The sequence below is a fragment of the Eisenbergiella massiliensis genome (assembly GCF_003435485.1).
Genome location: NZ_QVLV01000001.1, coordinates 477,055 through 493,775, shown reverse-complemented (window position 1 = coordinate 493,775; position 16,721 = coordinate 477,055). Strand labels below are relative to the sequence as shown.

At 52.4% G+C, this 16,721-nt stretch carries 9 protein-coding genes; 1 reads left to right on the top strand and 8 read right to left on the bottom strand.

What is annotated here, in order from left to right; genetic code table 11:
• Nucleotides 1–26: 26 nt before the first annotated feature.
• A complete protein-coding gene (locus DXC51_RS01985; protein WP_021637638.1) occupies nt 27–554 on the bottom strand; it encodes a hypothetical protein in 528 nt (175 codons plus the stop codon).
• 497 nt (nt 555–1,051) lie between these two features.
• On the opposite strand from DXC51_RS01985, the gene DXC51_RS01980 reads away from it, so the two are divergent.
• Nucleotides 1,052–1,672, top strand: a complete 621-nt coding sequence (locus DXC51_RS01980; protein WP_035322673.1) for a flavodoxin family protein — start codon at nt 1,052–1,054, stop codon at nt 1,670–1,672.
• 89 nt (nt 1,673–1,761) lie between these two features.
• Here DXC51_RS01980 and DXC51_RS01975 read toward each other — a convergent pair whose 3' ends face one another.
• The 7 genes from DXC51_RS01975 to DXC51_RS01945 all read right to left on the bottom strand — a co-directional run bounded on the left by DXC51_RS01975 (nt 1,762) and on the right by DXC51_RS01945 (nt 16,435).
• The gene (locus DXC51_RS01975; RefSeq protein WP_117543605.1) at nt 1,762–3,120 is read right to left on the bottom strand and encodes an SPFH domain-containing protein; all 1,359 of its coding nucleotides are present in this window, start codon (nt 3,118–3,120) and stop codon (nt 1,762–1,764) included.
• A gap of 202 nt (nt 3,121–3,322) precedes the next feature.
• Entirely contained in the window at nt 3,323–4,780 is a 1,458-nt protein-coding gene (locus tag DXC51_RS01970; RefSeq protein WP_117543523.1) for a GntR family transcriptional regulator, read from the bottom strand.
• A 16-nt stretch (nt 4,781–4,796) separates the two neighbouring features.
• Nucleotides 4,797–8,789, bottom strand: a complete 3,993-nt coding sequence (locus DXC51_RS01965) for a PAS domain-containing hybrid sensor histidine kinase/response regulator (protein ID WP_243003103.1) — start codon at nt 8,787–8,789, stop codon at nt 4,797–4,799.
• 16 nt (nt 8,790–8,805) lie between these two features.
• Nucleotides 8,806–11,397, bottom strand: a complete 2,592-nt coding sequence (locus DXC51_RS01960; protein ID WP_025488241.1) for an EAL domain-containing protein — start codon at nt 11,395–11,397, stop codon at nt 8,806–8,808.
• 202 nt (nt 11,398–11,599) lie between these two features.
• Nucleotides 11,600–12,658, bottom strand: coding sequence for a YeiH family protein (locus tag DXC51_RS01955; RefSeq protein WP_025488240.1), 1,059 nt, complete (start codon nt 12,656–12,658; stop codon nt 11,600–11,602).
• A 330-nt stretch (nt 12,659–12,988) separates the two neighbouring features.
• The gene (locus tag DXC51_RS01950; protein WP_025488239.1) at nt 12,989–14,467 is read right to left on the bottom strand and encodes a glycoside hydrolase family 32 protein; all 1,479 of its coding nucleotides are present in this window, start codon (nt 14,465–14,467) and stop codon (nt 12,989–12,991) included.
• 36 nt (nt 14,468–14,503) lie between these two features.
• Nucleotides 14,504–16,435: a PTS sucrose transporter subunit IIABC gene (locus tag DXC51_RS01945; protein ID WP_025488238.1), complete on the bottom strand. Its 1,932-nt coding sequence runs from the start codon at nt 16,433–16,435 to the stop codon at nt 14,504–14,506.
• Nucleotides 16,436–16,721: the final 286 nt, after the last annotated feature.

Sequence of the window (16,721 nt, the reverse complement as noted above, 5' to 3'; positions counted from 1 at the left end):
TACCCACAGTCACGGGGCTGTGCTGCTCAGGCATTGCTGCCTGAACTCTGTCTTTCAAAAAGATGATACAATCCTTCGGGCGTCGCTCCCGTTTTTTCCAGGACCCTGATCCGGTTCTCCAGGTAAATCCCCCGGTTTCCCGATTCATTACAGATGCCGTACAGCTGCTCCGCCCCTGCCAGGCGGTTTGCCATGCCGCACAACAGCAGGTTATGGTAATCGGAACCATCCAGGGCGAACACCGTCATCCCCGGCGCGCCAGCCACCTCATGCCATCGGGAGGATACATCCGTCAGCTCTTCTCTTGCAGCGCTGTCAAACTCCGGAATCCGCAGACAGCTGATACCGTTTTCCTGGAGCTTCTTTTCAAACAGGATGGCAAGCTCCCCTTCGCCTCCGATGAGCACCTCGTAATCATCGTCCGGCGCCGCACCCTTCGGCCGGAAATGGTATCCCTTCAGGATCTCATCCATATGTCCTGTAAAAACAAAGCCTACAATCAGCAGATATGCAGTCAATGCGGTCAGCAATAAAATATTTGTCAGAATCGTCATTTCATGATCGCCTCCTTGCCTTTTTTCCGTATCCACAGCTTTCCGGATACGAAAAAGGATGCTCGCTTAAACTCTTTTCTTAATTTAAGCATAGCATCCCGGGCATTAAGATAGTCTTAAGATTGCTTCTGTGGCATTAAGATTCCAATAAGATTCGTGTACCTGAAATTCTCCAGCATTTATGCGGGTTTCAGGCACTTTTTACAATGACTTCAAGTCTTTTTTCAAGAGGTTTTGTCACAAATTAATCTTAATTCTGACGCACTATATACGTATATCCCGTCATTCCCTATAGCTTTTCTTAACACAGCCCCATTAAGGCTGTCGGAATCTGTCATTAAGTTTCAATCTCCATAAAGTGCGTGTTGCTTTTGATTATTTTACTGTCAATTTTCGGCTGTAGCGCGCTATAATAATAAGATAAGGGAGACCAGCGTCTGTTTTCCGGCCCTGGAGAGTCCCTGCCTGATTATATTATGAAAAAAGAGGTACATAGCATGAAGGTATTATTAATTAACGGAAGCCCCCACAAAAATGGCTGTACATTCACTGCACTGTCCGAAATTGCAAAGACCCTGCAGGAATGCGGCGTTGATTCTGAAATTTTCCATATCGGCGCCGCTCCCATCCGCGGCTGTATGGGCTGTGGCGGATGCGCCGGAAAGGGGAAATGCATCTATGAAGACACTGTGAACACCGCTATCGAAAAGGCGGCGGAGGCAGACGGCTTTATCTTCGGTTCCCCTGTTCATTACGCTTCCGCGGGCGGAGGCATTACCTCCTTCCTGGATCGCATGTTCTATGCCGGGAAAAGCAGTATGGTTTACAAGCCCGGCGCCGCCGTGGCAAGCTGCCGCCGCGCCGGATCCACTGCCACGCTGGATCAGCTGAACAAATATTTCACCATCTCCAACATGCCCCTTGTAGGTTCCTCCTATTGGAATATGGTGCATGGAAATACCCCGGAGGAGGTGCTTCAGGATAAGGAAGGTCTGCAGACCATGCGCAATCTCGCCAGGAACATGGCCTGGCTGCTGCACTGCATCCAGGCGGGTAAGGAAGCCGGAATCCATGCGCCTGAACCGGAAAGAGGAAATACCACCAATTTTATCCGGTAACTGCTCATCCAGGTTATAACATTGAAAAAAAGCAGGAAAGCCGGCGTCCTCCCAAACAAGGCCTGCCAGTCACTTCCTGCTTTCTTTTTCTACTTCACATCCCCGTCGTCAAACCTGTCGCCGCATTCCGGGCAGAATTTCGGCGGATGAGCCGGATCCTCAGGCTCCCAGCCGCATTTGTCACAGCGGTAAAGCTTTGCGCCCGCCGGCCTGGGCTTTCCGCACTCCGTACAGAATTTTCCTTTGTTTACCGCGCCGCAGGAGCAGGTCCAGCCGTTATCTGACGGCTTCGGCTTTCCGCATTCCGCGCAGAAGCGGCCCGTATTTCCCTGAGCGCCGCAGCTGCAGGTCCAGCCGCCGGCAGCCTGGGACATGCCAGCCCCTGCCTGGGATGCCGTGCCCGTCCCTGTCTGGGGCGCCGCATTGTTTTGTCTGTTCTGCTGTCCCATTTCAAAAAGCTGGCCCGCATTTATTCCGCCTGCATTGGCTGCCATATTCATTCCTGCAAAGGCCATCATCGGCCCGGCAGCCTTATTTCCTGCCGCGGTTTTCATCGCATCGGCCTGCGCGCCGGTGATTGTTGCAGCCGCCATGTTAGGATCCCTGAGCACCGCCGCCTTCTGCAGCTGCTTGATCATATCCTCATCCTCTTCCGACGCCTTCACGCTGCTCACGCCGAAGGATGCCAGCGCGATGCCGCGCAGCTTCACCCATTTTTCGGAAAGCACCTGGTTCAGCGCCGCCGCGATTTCCTGCGTATGTCCCGGAAGGGAGCTATAACGGATTCCCATATCCGATATTCTTGCAAAAGCCGGCTGAAGGGCCGTCATCAGCTCACTTTTCAGCTGGCTGTCCAGATTCTCCCTGGAATAGGCCCCCTCCACATTACCGCATACATTCACGTAAAAGCAGATGGGATCCACCACACGGTAGGAATATTCCCCATGGCAGCGGATGGCGATATCAATATCCAGCCCGATATTCCTGTCTACCACACGGAAGGGAACCGGATTGGCCGTGCCGTATTTATTGCCCACAATTTCCTTTGTATTAATATAGTAAACACGCTGATCCTTAGGCGCTTCCCCGCCGAAGGCAAACCGGATGCCGAAATTTTCAAAGGATCTACGTATGTTTTCTCCTAAATCACCGTAAAAAACAGAGGGCTCGCTGGAGGTGTCATAAATGTATTCCCCGGGCTGGGCACAGATATCCACAACCCTGCCCTGGTCCACAATCATCATGCACTGTCCTTCATTGACCGCAATGACGGAACCGTTGGAAATTACATTGTCGCTTCCTTTTTTATTGGAGCCTCTTCTTGAGGTTTTTTTGCTTCCTTTTACCGCAAGGATATTGGCAGGAATGGAGTCACAGTAGAAATACTCCTCCCATTGATCCGCCATTACCGATGCCGCCGATTGTACTGCCGCTCTGATTAATCCCATTAAAACCGTCCTTTCTGCAGCTGCTGTCATGCCGCCGTACCATGCTCTTTCTGTTTCCGGGAATCAAGGCTGCACGCCGTTCCTTCCGGGTCTTTTGCGCCCCAGTCTCCTGTGCCGGCTGCCCCTCTGCCGCGGCATGCAGCAATATGTGTCTATTATATGTCATCCACCCTTTTTTTGCAAAAGAAACCGCCCGCCTGGTTTATATCGTTCCGGGAGCCGGCTGCCCCGGAGCCTGCCGCTCCATGGCGCCATGTGGATCCGGCAGGGGAAAGGAATCACGGATAAAGGCCCGGAACTGGCTCTCCTCCGCCTCCACAATCCTGCGCCAGCTGTCGGCAAACTCCTCCGGCCGCCCGTTTTTCAGATATTCCACCGCCTGCTCCGTACATCCTGCATAGACAGAATGAAGGCTTTTCCCCTTCATACGGAGAAGGGAAAAGGGATAGCCCCAGGGAAGCAGCTCCCTTATTTTTTGATAGCATTCGCGAACAAGGGCAAGGGGACATTTTTCCACAATAAAGGTTATACAAATCTCAAAACACAGATATCCTTTTCCCTCCTGTAAATACCAGGAGAAGCTTTCCCCCAGGCGCTTCTGCACCTCTTCTCCCTCCGCCCGCAGCGTATACAGAAGGACCTGGCTGATTGTAAGGGCAAGCAGCTGAAGGCTTTCCTGATACAGCTCTATACCTTCCCTGATTTCCCTGCCCGCAGCCTCGATTTTCTCAGGCTCCGTACAGACGATTGTCCCTTTTCCGTGATAGGATCGGGTCATTCCCAGATCCTCCAGAATATCCAGCGCACGCCGGATGGTATTCATCCCCACGCCATATCTGTCTGCCATATGAGGAAGGGAAGGCAGGTAGCTGCCGGCCGGATAGCTGCCGTGGATAATCTCGCGGATAATGCGCGAGGCCAGGGAATACCGCCGCTGCGGCCTGCTGCGGAATACATCCCAGCAAAACGGGATTTGCTTTACCTGCTTTAAGGAAAACTCATTTTCCGCTTCGTCCATAAAGGCAAACAATTCCGAGGCGGCCTTGCCATAAGAGACCTCGAACCGGTTTCTCAGGGCTGAGATGACTTCTTCCTGTGACAGCTCTCCCGCATTCCAGACCTCAGTTTCCACATCCGCTTTATTGTCCAGATAAGGAAAACGGATATACCGAATCGTTTCCCAGTAAAGATCCAGAATCAGCCGGTTGTTTAAGTTGGAAAGAACCATTATATAAAATGATACAGGCATGGACACAGCCCCCTGAAAAGGTTCTTCCGGCGGCCTGCAAAACCGATCCCATGTTTTTTGATCCATCCGACGCAGCCCTTCCTCCCAGAGAGGCTCAAACAGAAGCTTTCCTGATTCCGCCAGGTCCATAATTCCGTTCCTTCTCGGCACGAAATACAGGGCCGCATTTTTGCGGAAGCTGAACCTGGGCGCTTCATAAATCACCCTGGCGGTCTTTCTCGCATCAATCCGGATATATCCCTTTTTTTCCAGGAGCGCCAACGCGGACCGCACGGTTCCGGGAGCCATGCGGAACATATCCCCGATTCTGGCAATCGACGGCAGGCTGTCACCGCAGGCATAATATCCATAGAGAAGCCTTGTCTCAAAATACTCATAAATAAGCTTATAAAGTCCGTTATCCGACTTCATCGTAAACCCTCGATTTTTATTTCCCTTTCTTCTTATTCGTCCGTCCAAGTATTCTGGTCAGCGTATTTTTCAGCATTCCCACATCAATGGGCTTGGCAATGTGGGCCGTCATGCCCGCATCCCGGGCTGCCTGGATATCCTCCGCAAAGGCATTGGCAGTCATTGCAATCACAGGAATTGTCCCGGCATCCTCCCTGTCGGTTTCCCGGATGGCGCGCGCGGCCTCATAGCCGTTCATCACCGGCATCTGAATATCCATCAGCACCGCATCATAGGTTCCTGCCGGCGCGTCACGGAACTCCCTCACCGCCTGGGCGCCATTTTGCCTGAGAACCGGCTCCGCGCCGAACATGCGGAGAAGCTCGCTGATAATCTCCGCATTTATGGCATTATCCTCGGCAATCAGGAAACGGCGGCCGGCCAAAAGCGTGTCCGCCCCCGGCTCCAGAATTCCTGCATCCGTCTCTTCACTGACGTCGCTGTCCATTCCGTCCGCGCATTCACCCTCCAGTTCCACACAGAAGGTGGTTCCTTCCCCGACCCGGCTTTCCACACTTATCGTTCCGCCCATTAAATCCACAAGCCCCTTGGTTATACTCAGACCCAATCCGGTTCCTTCAATCCCCGCAGTCCTGTTGCTTCGGGTAAAAGGATCAAAAATATGGGATAAAAATTCCTCCGACATCCCAATCCCCGTATCGCGGACCGTAAACCGGTAGCGCGTATGCTCCGGCTCCCGGCAGGTCTCCAGTTCTTCAATCCGGAACTCCACCGTACCGCCCTCCGGCGTAAATTTCACCGCATTGCTAAGGATATTGATCAGAATCTGGTTAATCCGCAGGACATCCCCATAAAAACAGTCATGCCGGATATCTCCTTTGTTTATCACAAACCGCAGCCCTGCGCCCCCGGCCTGGGGAGCAATAATGGCCGACAGCTGTTCCACCAGCCCGGAAAGGGATATGCTCATCCGGTTCAGGGTAATCTTGGAGCTTTCTATTTTGCTCATGTCCAGAATATCATTGACAAGGCTCAGCAGATGTCTGGAAGACACGGATATTTTCTTCAGGCAGTCCGCCACTCTTTCCCTGTCATCCAAATGGGCGGCAGCCAGAGCCGTCATCCCCGTAATCGCATTCATGGGCGTTCGGATATCATGGCTCATGGCGGATAGGAATTCACTCTTTGCCTTGTTGGCTTCTTCCGCCAGGGCCAGCGCATCCTCCAGTATTTTCTTGGTCTGACGTTCGGAGGCCAGCATATCCGTCACATCCGCACGTACCAGGCAGATCGTCCTGTGATTGGCATCTCCCCAGAGTACATTGACCTGTTTATAACGCAGGCTGCCGTCATCTTCCTTGTAGGAAAAAAGGAAATCATAGCCTGACGGCTTTTCCCTGAGGTTTTTAAGCATCGTTTTTGTCCGGAAAAGCTCTCTGACATCCCGCTTCGCATCCTCTGAATCATGGCTGCCCAGGAAACGCATGATCGCTTCATCATAATTTTCCATGATAAACGGAGGAAGGTTCTTCAGCACCGTGTCCCTGGTATACATGGTCAGCCGTCCGCCGCTGCTAAGATCCACAAAGCCCGCCAGATCAAAGGTATAGGCAATCATATAAAGCAGCCCCTGCTGCTGCCTCACCGATTCCGTAATATCCGTCCTGGCAAGGCATACCCTTCCCAGCCTGAGATCCGTGGCGAAAACGGTCATATTTTTAATACGGATATCCCCGCTGTCATCTACCATGGAAAAGGAAAAGGCATAAGCCCCCTCCCTGCCCAGCTTCTCAGAAACTTTCTCCGGATTCAGGCTTTCCCGGTACAACTGTGCATCCTGCCCAACCACGCTGTCACGGATCATGGAATCTATCCATTCGGTATACCGGCCCTGCTGAGAAGGTACGCGGGAGGCGCCTTCATTACTGGAAACAAGCGTGCAGCTGTCCATGGACAAATCCACATCCAGCACATAGTCGTAGCCTGTAACGGACAGCTGATGCAGAATCCTGTCGGAAATGGTCTGTCCGGTTATATCCGACACTGTCAGTATCCCCGTCACATCTTTGCTGTCCGGCGTGGCAACCAGATTCATATTGATGAGGACATACCGCCCCCTTTCTTCATGAGGCAGCTTTACAAAGCATTTCAGGCGCCGCTGGGTATCCCCCCGGCGGAATGCCTCCAGGGAAGGTCTGTTCAAATAAATACCAAGAAATTCCTCCCGTTCCTGTTCATCCACCACCAGGCTGGAAAGGCCCATAAAAAACTCTTCCCTCACCGTACCAAAGGTCTCCAGCAGATTTGAACCGGTCCTGTCGATAATTTCCAGGATACGGTTCTGCGTAATATTGCAGTGCCCCATAACGAGCGCATTGGGATCAGGAGTACGGTAATGGCTGATAATCAGATCCTGATATTTTTTCCGGAGCCGCTCCTGTTCCTCCCGTTCCCTGGTAACGTCATGATAAACGGCATAGACCCGGCGCTCCCCGCCTTCGTTCTGGATAAGGGTAAGGTTGTTTTTCACCCAGACATAGCTGTCCTTCCCTTTTTTCAGGCGGTAAACAATCTCGCAGTGGCTGTCGCCGCTTTTGATATAATCATTCATCCTTTTATTTACATAATCCCGATCCTCCGGATGGACGCCCATCATGGCATCCTCTTTGTAAAGCTCCCAGGCCTTGTCCAGCGGCATGTCGGTCAGAGCCGCAAAACCGTCCGACAGAAATTCCGGTATCATGCTTCCGTCCGGTTCATAATGCACCACCGCAATACCGCCCGGCAGATTCTTCACCACCGTTTCGAAGTATTCCTCCAGACGCTCCTTCTCTTTTCGCGTCCTCACCTCGTCCGTCACATCCCGGATATACGTCACATAGGCGGGAATCCCGTTCCATTCCGTTTCGTTAAAACGGGCCATGAAATAGCGGTCCGTACCGTCAATCCGCATTTCATGCTCGATCCCGTCCGGCTGATGGCACCGTAGGGTACAGAAAGAACAGGGCGCATCCTTGCCGTGCAGCGCCTCATAGCATTTCTTCCCCACGCATTCAGCGCCTTTGCTGAAAAGAGTCCTGGATTCATTGACATAAAGCAGATCATAATTATCTCTGTCAATGATATAAATCCCGTCCGCCGTTTCATTGGCAATGCTCTGAAAAAGCCTGGTTTCCTCGGAAATCCCCGTAAAAACAGCATAAAACCTCGTGCTTTCCGCCAGCGGCCCCATCCGCCTGCCATTCAAATGAATCCAGACCAGATGTCCGTCCTTATGGAACATCCGGTAGGAAACATCCAGCACGCCGCCGCTTTCCACTGCCTTTTGCGCCGCCTCAAAAACCCGCTTCCTGTCCTGTTCATAAATCACGTTCAGCGCATCCCTGCCAATCATCCGCTCATATTCCTCCCGGCTGTGGCCGGAAAGCATGGTAACGCCGTCGGAAAAATAAGTGGGGATAAAACGTCCCCCTTCTATCCGGTAGCTGGCAATCCCGCCCGGTATGGAGTTAATCAGATGATCCATTTCCAGCTGCGCTTCTTTCAGATCGGATATATTATGGAATACGCAATGAAGCAGAGGGCAGCCGTCCTCTTCCCCGATCCATTTCATCCGTACCCGCACCCATACAATATGCCCGTCCCGGTGCTGCTTACGGAACTCAAAATCATCCACGCCATGGCTCCTGGCAACCTTCATCGCTCTGGATACCACCATTTTGGAATCCTCACAATAGGTCATTTCCGCCGCATCCCTTTTCACGAGCTCCCGGTATTCCTCCACCGTATAGCCGGACAATTCCGGCACACCATCCGAGAAATAGATGGTTTCAAAAATATCGGATACCTTATAGATGGCAACGCCCCCCGGTATGGCATTTATGATTTCCTGCATTTTTTCGTTGGCTTCCGAAAGTTCCTTCTTCAGCAGATATTCCGGGAAAGGCCGTTCCTTCAGGTCTTTATTGTCCATCCCTGTGCTGTCCCCCTGATATTCGTATTCCCCCATGATCTCCAGGCTCCCTTCACCCTTTCCAGAGGCAGCATCCGCCTTTATTGGCGGTTTTGGCACTATAAAGCGCCTCATCCGCCCGTTTTACCATTTCATTCAGGCCGTCTTCCTCATTACCAATCACAATTCCGGCAGAGCATGCCGGTACCAGACCCTCTCTCCATCCGCTTTCACGAACCGCCCGGCAGATTTCTCCTCCCTTTTTAAGAGCCATTTCTTCGGAACGCATCTGCTTCATAACTACGACAAACTCATCTCCGCCGAACCGTGAGAGAATGTCTGTCCCCCTGGTATGGCTGCGGATAATTTCACTGAACTTCATGAGCATCCGGTCCCCTTCTCCGTGTCCGAAGGAATCATTGATGTATTTCAGGTTGTCCAAATCAAAAAGATATACCGCCAGAGGGCAGTCCTCCTTATGCAGGGCTTCCACGGACGCCTCCAGCCCCCTCCGGTTCAGAAGCCCTGTGAGGAAATCCCGGTAGGCTTCATTTTGAAGGGTGCGCTCCCGCTCCCTGGACGCTGTAATTCCCATGGCGCGCAGCGCCCGGTTCCACAGGCTTTTCTGGGTATGTGGCTTTCTTGCGAAATCATCCACGCCCGCATCCAGCACCCTTTCCTCCAGCTGCGTATCCCCGGGGCCTGTGGCAATCACAGGGATGTTCCAGACAGATTTTTCCCGAAGCAGCACCTCAAGCACAGAAAAATTATCCGGACCGTCAAGCGTCATACTCAGGATCGCCACGGCAATTTTATTTTCATAGCTGGCAATGCAGGCCAGCGCCGCTTCCCCGTCGGCTGCCTCCACTACCTGATAGTTATTCTCAAAGGTCTTCTTCACCTGGCTGCGGTACTCCGCATCCTCATCCGCCACCAGGATCACGCGGGCCCATTGCTCCACCCAGGGCCGCTCCTTCGCCTGCGCCTGCCCCTCGTCCACGGTGGTCCGTTCCTTCCTCAGGAGCGCTTCAAACTCTCCGCAGGGCATGGGCCTGGCAAAAAAGTATCCCTGTACATAATCGCAGCCGATTTCCCTGAGCCTCTCCAGCTGTTCCCTGGTTTCCACGCCTTCCGCGACCACGCCCAGGTTCATCCAGCGGGCAAGTCCCATAATAAAGCGGAGAATCCCCTGATTCACCGGCTTTGCCGTCTCACTCTGGATAAACTTCATGTCCAGCTTCAGAATATCAATGGACATTTTATTCAGCATGTTCAGGGACGAATAACCGCTTCCGAAATCGTCCATTTCAATCACGAAGCCCAGCTCACGCAGCCGGCCGATGGTATGGATGATCTGCGCCGGATTTTCCGTATAGGCGCTCTCGGTAATCTCCAGATGGAGGCGCGAAGGCGGGAGCCTGTGCCTGCGGATGGTGTTAAGCAGAATATCCGCAATGTCCGCGTTGTAAATGTCGGCACGGGATACGTTGACGGAAACGGAAAGCGGAGGATATCCCTTATCCTCCCATTCCCTCAGTACTGCGCAGGCCCGGTCCCAGACATATTGATCCAGCTTGGTGATAAAACCGTTCTTTTCAAATAAAGGAATAAAATACGCAGGGGACTGCATTCCCCATTCCGGATGGTTCCAGCGTACAAGCGCTTCTGCTCCGGCCAGCCTGTCATCCTTAATCCGGTACTTGGGCTGCAGATACACCTCAAACTGGCCCTCCGCCAGCGCCGCCTCCATACCGTCCGTGATGGCCTGCTCCCGCAGGAGCCGGCTCCGCAGCTGATCGTCATAGGCAGCACAGTATTTGCCATACTGCCCCTTGATGCTGTTGGCCGCCAGCAAGGCCCGGTCGCACATCTGCTCCACGGAAATCCCCCTGTCGTGTATGGAATAAATCCCCCATTTCATCACAATATTTTTCGCATGGGAGAGGGAATTGATCTCCATTCCCAGCTCAATGAACATGTCGTCCGTATATTCTGCGGTATGCTCCAGCAGGCAGGCAAACTGATCCGCATTAAAACGGCCGCAGATCCCCTTATCTCCCACAAGCCTGGTATACATGTCGGCCACGCCGCACAGGAGCCGGTCCCCTGCCGGTATGCCGAATATATCATTGATAAGCTTGAAATTCTCTATATCGGAGCACAGGATATCATACTTCCTGTCCGGATGCTGCAGCAGGATTTCCTTCACGCGCTGATAAAAAAACTCTTTGCTGTACAGCCCGGTCAGCCGGTCATACTGGATCATATTGATCACAGCCGCCGTTTCCCTTAAATTAATGATGCTCGCCACCCTGTGCAGTATGATCTGCGGACGGTAGGGCTTCGCCACGAAATCCGCCGCCCCATGGGAAAGCGCCGCCACCTCGTCGGATTCACCGTCGCTCTGCGTCGTAACAATCACAGGAATCGAAGAATAGGCCTGATCCGCCTTTACATGAGCCAGGAAGGTATAGCCGTCCATGACAGGCATGATGATGTCCAGCAGGATCAGTGAAATCCCCTCCCCATACTCCTTCAGCACATCCAGAGCCACCGCTCCGTTTTCCGCCTCCAGGACCTGATATTCCGAGGATAAAATCTCGCTCAGCATCGCCCTGTTAATTTCGTTATCTTCTACCACCAGTATTTTTTTCTGTGAAATCATGTCTCCGCCCTCTGCATTATGTTTTCATTCCTGCCCAACCCACATATATCTAATAATTTTATCATACAAGAAAGGAATAAGCAATGCTGCGGAAGTTTAGAAACGGAATTATGAAATTTAATATCACCGGAACAACTGAAAAAAGAAGCCCTGAAAACCAGGACTTCTTCTGACGCAGTTCAGATATTGAAACCGTACCGTCTTACCAGATGCCGAGCATCTGCTGCAGGGTCAGGCTCACAAGGGCAATGGCCACCCAGCAGGTAAATCCAAGAGCAATAGGCTTGCCTCCTGTTTTTACCAGTTTTACCACATTTGTGTTAATTCCGATAGCCGCCATGGCCATAACGATAAAGAACTTGCTCAGCTGCTTGAGGAAACCGAAGATTTCATTGGCGGCTCCCAGGACAGGCCCGGTGCAGACAGAGGTGATAACAGTGGTAATGATGGAGGCGGCGACGAAATAGAGTATGAATGTGGGGAATACGTTTTTCAGGCTGACCGGCTTCCCTTCCCCCCGCATTTCTTTCTTTTCCTTCTGCATCCTTACAAAAGCAAGCATCAGCGAAACCGGTATGATTGCCAGCGTCCGCGTCAGCTTCACGATGGTCGCATATTCCAATACCGCGCCGTTTGTACCGTGCAGCGTATCCCAGGTGGAGGCCGCCGCTGTAACGGAGGAGGTATCGTTGACCGCTGTTCCCGCAAAGAGCCCGAAGCCCGTGTCAGTCAGCCCAAGCACCTCTCCCAGCGTGGGGAAAATAAGCGCCGCTATTACATTAAAAAGAAAAATAACGGATATGGCCTGGGCGATTTCTTCATCGTCCGCGTCAATGACAGGCGCTGCGGCCGCAATGGCAGAACCGCCGCAGATGCAGGAGCCGACGCCGATAAGAGCCGCCGTCTTGCCGGGAATCTTCAGAAGCCTGTACATAAGTATTGCAACCACCAGGGATGTGGTGATTGTGGAAATGATAACGGGGAGGGAAGTCATCCCCACCTTCCCTATCGTTCCCAGATTCAGGCCGAAGCCCAGAAGGATTACCGCATACTGCAAAATTTTCTTGGAGGTAAAGGCGATGCCTCCACTGACAGAAGACTTGTCCCTGATGGCAATTGCCAGCACCATTCCCGCTATGATCGCTATAACCGGAGCTCCTATCACCTCCAGGGCCCCTACCTGCCTGACCAGCAGCCAGGAGGGAAATGCAACCAGAAAGCACAGTAAAATTCCTTTTCCATTCTTTTTCAGAAAGTCCATGATCCACCTCATATGTTTTTTTCTTCCAGATTATATCGGCCCGGAATAATAATGTAAATTTATTTATATTTATATAATGATAAAAAATATTTATGGAAAGTCATAATACACAATTCATTTCCGGTCAATATTTCGTTTTCGATCCATCTTGCATAAACGTCAGGTACAATTTCTGCCAACTGTGCATAAATCCGGGCACCAAAAAAACTTCCTCCGCAGGAAAACACCGTGTTTTTCTCTTCGGAAGAAGTTTTCACATTTTGCAGCCGTAAAGCCCTGACGCACGGGGAATATGCCGGGCAGGCGGGAAAGCCGCTTTTTACTTTTTAATTATTCAGTCTCCTGACACATGGGCCAAAGAACGCCGGCTTTAGCGTATACGCCTTCCACGAGAAGGCGCCTGGTATCCTCCATCGGGTAGAAACGAGTGGTAAACACTGTTTCACCTTGGTTGACATAAATCTCTATCAGGGATGTATCTGCCAGGATACGTACTTCCTGTATACCGGAGATCAGCGCCCTCCGCTGCGTGCGTCCCCTGCCGGCGCCGATCTGCCTGCCGGCAACAGCGTCCGTGAAGGAAAGCACCGCCTCTTTTCCGTCCCAGGTAAACCTGAGAGCGTCTGCAATCGTAATTGACAGTTTACTGTCTTTTACACCGCTGGCACCGGCGCCTCCTTTTTCATCCACAGGGACTATCAAATCAAAGGCGGGAGCGCAGTACACGGCTTCCCCGGCCCTCACCTCCTGCCGTTCGCCGCGCAGGGCTTCCAGCTCGGGAACCGGATACTGGAGCAGGCGGCCGTTTTGTTCCCGGATGACCCGAGGAACCGTAAGCGCATGCTGCCAGCCGCTTTCTATCGTGGGATTTACATATTCCTCCTCAACATCCGGCAGGCCGGCCCAGGCGATCAGCAGGGTCCTGCCGCTTTCATCCGTAAAGGTCTGAGGAGCGTAAAAATCAAACCCCTTGTCCCATTCCCGGAAATCCTCCAGCCGGCAGCCCTCCCGGAAATCTCCGTTTACCTGAAAATAACCTGCCGTATAGACATTCTGGAATTCGTGTTCTTTCCTGGGAAGCCCCTGGGGGGAAAGGGAGAGGAACCATTTTCCCCCTGTACAAAACAAATCAGGGCATTCCCACATATAGCCGAACTTCATGGGCACGGTCAGCTCCCGGCAAAATCGCCAGTTTTCCAAATCACAGCTTTCATAGAGCAGCACCGCCCCGCAGTCATTTTTCTTCCTGCCCCCCAGAACCATATAGTATCTGTCTTCCAGGGCAAATACCTTGGGGTCGCGGATGTGCAGGGTATAGTCCGCCGGATAATCCCTGTTCGTGAGCAGCAGCTTTTTATCCCCGAAGGTCCTGCCGTCCCGGCTTTCCACCAGCACCGTGTTGGCCTCCCGTCCCTGGGTGACATAGTCAAAGTCTCCCGCAAGCTTCACATTTCCTGTGTAAAACAGGTACATGATCCCATCCTTTATAAGACAGCTTCCGGAATAAACGCCGCTTCTGTCAAACTGCTCATCCGGGGCCAGGGGAACGCCCGCATATTCCCAGTCCGTCAGGTTCCGGCTGGTGTAATGCCCCCAGAACTTTTCCCCGCCGCAGGGGTCAAAGGGCGAATATTGGAAAAAAACATGGTAGACACCGTTCATCTGGCACAGGCCGTTAGGGTCGTTCAGCCATCCTGCGGGCGGCATAAGATGGAACTTCAGACGCCAGGGGTCTTTCTGCACCCCTTCCTGCGCCGCCGCTTCCGCCTCCCTGATTTTGCGGATCATCTGCAGTCCTGCTTCGTTCATGGCCGCTGCTCCTCCTCTTTTTGTCTGGCACACTGTTTACTTTACACAGGAGAGCACCGGTTCCCCGGCCTTTACAGAGCCGGCCGCCTGCGTATTTACCTGTGCATAATCTCCGGTGTTCGTCACGATAACGGGGATTGTTATATCATAACCTTCCCCAAGAATTCCTTCCCGGTCAAACTCTATCAGCAGATCTCCCTTTTTCACATCGGAGCCGTCCTGTACATGGGCGGTAAAATATTTTCCTTCCAGCTTTACGGTATCCATGCCGATATGAATCAGGATTTCCGTACCGTCCGTGCCCAGCAGTCCCACCGCATGGCCCGTAGGGAAAATGGTCTGCACCGTCCCGTCAAAGGGAGCGTATACCTTCCCTTCCGAGGGTATTATAGCCATACCGTTTCCAAGCACGCCGCTGGCAAAGGTTTCGTCCTTTACCTGGCTGAGGGCAATGGCTTCACCGCTTACCGGGCTGTATACCGTCGTATCGCTGCCGGATTTTTCAGCTGCCTGACCGGAAACAGGTGCTGCAGGTCCGGAAACAGGTGCCGGCCCGGAAACAGTCGCCGCTGCTGCGGAATCAGACGTATTCCTGACCGCCGCAGGCTCTTCCTTATAAAGCGCCCAGGAAAGGATAAAGGCTATCACTGCGGATACGGCAATAATCATGGTATACTGCAGTGTGTAATCCGTGGTAATCAGATAACCGAACAGTCCCGTCACACCGTATGCGGAAGCGCCGATTCCTGTCCAGCCCGCAATAAGGGCGCCGCAGGCGCCGCCGATACAGCCGGCCACAAAGGGCTTCATGAAACGGATATTTACACCGAAAATAGCAGGCTCGGTGATTCCCAGGAAAGCGGACAGGGAAGCCGGAAGCGCCATGGATTTCGTCTTTTTGTTTTTTGTCTTTAAGGCAAGGGCGAGGGCGGCGGCTCCCTGTGCCACGTTGGCTGCCGTGGCAATGGGCATCCAGGTATTCAGGCCTGTCCCGCTCAGAAGTCCGGCCTCCAGCGCATTGTACATATGGTGTACGCCGGCCACTACCGTAGGCGCATAGGCAGCCCCGCAGACAGCGGCGCCGATGCCGAAGGGCAGGGTAATCAGGAACTGCATGCCGGAGAGGACGCCATTTTCAATCCAGGAAAATACGGGGCCGATGATTGTCAGCGTCAGGTAACCGGTCACAAGTACGGTTACGAGAGGCGTTACGAAAAGATCCAGGATTTCAGGCACGATTTTATGCAGCTTCTTCTCCAGCATGCACATGATCCAGACGGCGATTACCACGGGAATTACATGTCCCTGGTAACCCACCAGGTTAATCTGGTACAGTCCGAACCAGGCATCCGCCGTTGGGATGGATTCCGCGCCGGCCACGCTCCAGGCATTGAGCAGATCCGGATGAATCATAATCATGCCCACTACTGCGCCCAGAAACAGATTTCCGCCGAAAACCCGCGCCGCACTGATGGCGATGAGCACAGGCAGGAACACGAAAGCGGCATTGCTGAACAGATGCAGGATGGTATAAGTGCCGGACTGGGCCATGGCCGGATAAATCTTGCAGAGGCCTTCCAGAAGTCCCATTAAAAGGCCGCTTGCCACGATGGCCGGAATGATGGGTACAAATACGTCCCCCAGCGTTTTCACAGCGCGTTTCCAGAAGCTGGTCCTGGCGGAGGCTGCCTGCTTCACCTCTTCCTTGGTGGCAGCGCCGATTCCCGCAATCTGCAGGAATTCGTCATATACCTTGTTAACCGTGCCGGTCCCGAAAATAATCTGGAGCTGGCCGGAGGCAAAGAACACGCCCTTTACTCCCTCAATATTTTCCACCGCATCCTTATCGCATTTGTCATTGTCCGCTATTACCAGCCGCAGCCTGGTGGCGCAGTGCGCCGCACTGATAATATTCTCTTTGCCGCCGATGCTCTCATATACATCCTGCGCTGCTTTCCTGTAATCCATAACACCCTCTCCTTTTCACATTATAAGGAATCATTCTCATATGAATCGTTACTATTATGCCTAAAATAGCTAGTACAATGTGAATATTTTATATGGAATCGTTCTCACATCTTGTCTTTATTATAACCTGCTGATGAGTACTTGTAAATTCATAATTCCACCAAAATAGTATCCCTGCTTCTGTTGAAATTACACAAAAAAACTGCGGAAAGATCATTTTCTGTTTTTCCCGCAGCTTTGTATTTCTGTATTTATTTTTGTTTCTATTTCTGTTCTTCTGTTTTAT

Excerpts from the sequence above, each read along its gene's own strand:
- DXC51_RS01985 (WP_021637638.1), bottom strand. The coding sequence starts at position 554 with ATGACGATTCTGACAAATATTTTATTGCTGACCGCATTGACTGCATAT.
- DXC51_RS01980 (WP_035322673.1), top strand. The coding sequence starts at position 1,052 with ATGAAGGTATTATTAATTAACGGAAGCCCCCACAAAAATGGCTGTACA.
- DXC51_RS01975 (WP_117543605.1), bottom strand. The coding sequence starts at position 3,120 with ATGGGATTAATCAGAGCGGCAGTACAATCGGCGGCATCGGTAATGGCG.
- DXC51_RS01970 (WP_117543523.1), bottom strand. The coding sequence starts at position 4,780 with ATGAAGTCGGATAACGGACTTTATAAGCTTATTTATGAGTATTTTGAG.
- DXC51_RS01965 (WP_243003103.1), bottom strand. The coding sequence starts at position 8,789 with ATGGGGGAATACGAATATCAGGGGGACAGCACAGGGATGGACAATAAA.
- DXC51_RS01960 (WP_025488241.1), bottom strand. The coding sequence starts at position 11,397 with ATGATTTCACAGAAAAAAATACTGGTGGTAGAAGATAACGAAATTAAC.
- DXC51_RS01955 (WP_025488240.1), bottom strand. The coding sequence starts at position 12,658 with ATGGACTTTCTGAAAAAGAATGGAAAAGGAATTTTACTGTGCTTTCTG.
- DXC51_RS01950 (WP_025488239.1), bottom strand. The coding sequence starts at position 14,467 with ATGAACGAAGCAGGACTGCAGATGATCCGCAAAATCAGGGAGGCGGAA.
- DXC51_RS01945 (WP_025488238.1), bottom strand. The coding sequence starts at position 16,435 with ATGGATTACAGGAAAGCAGCGCAGGATGTATATGAGAGCATCGGCGGC.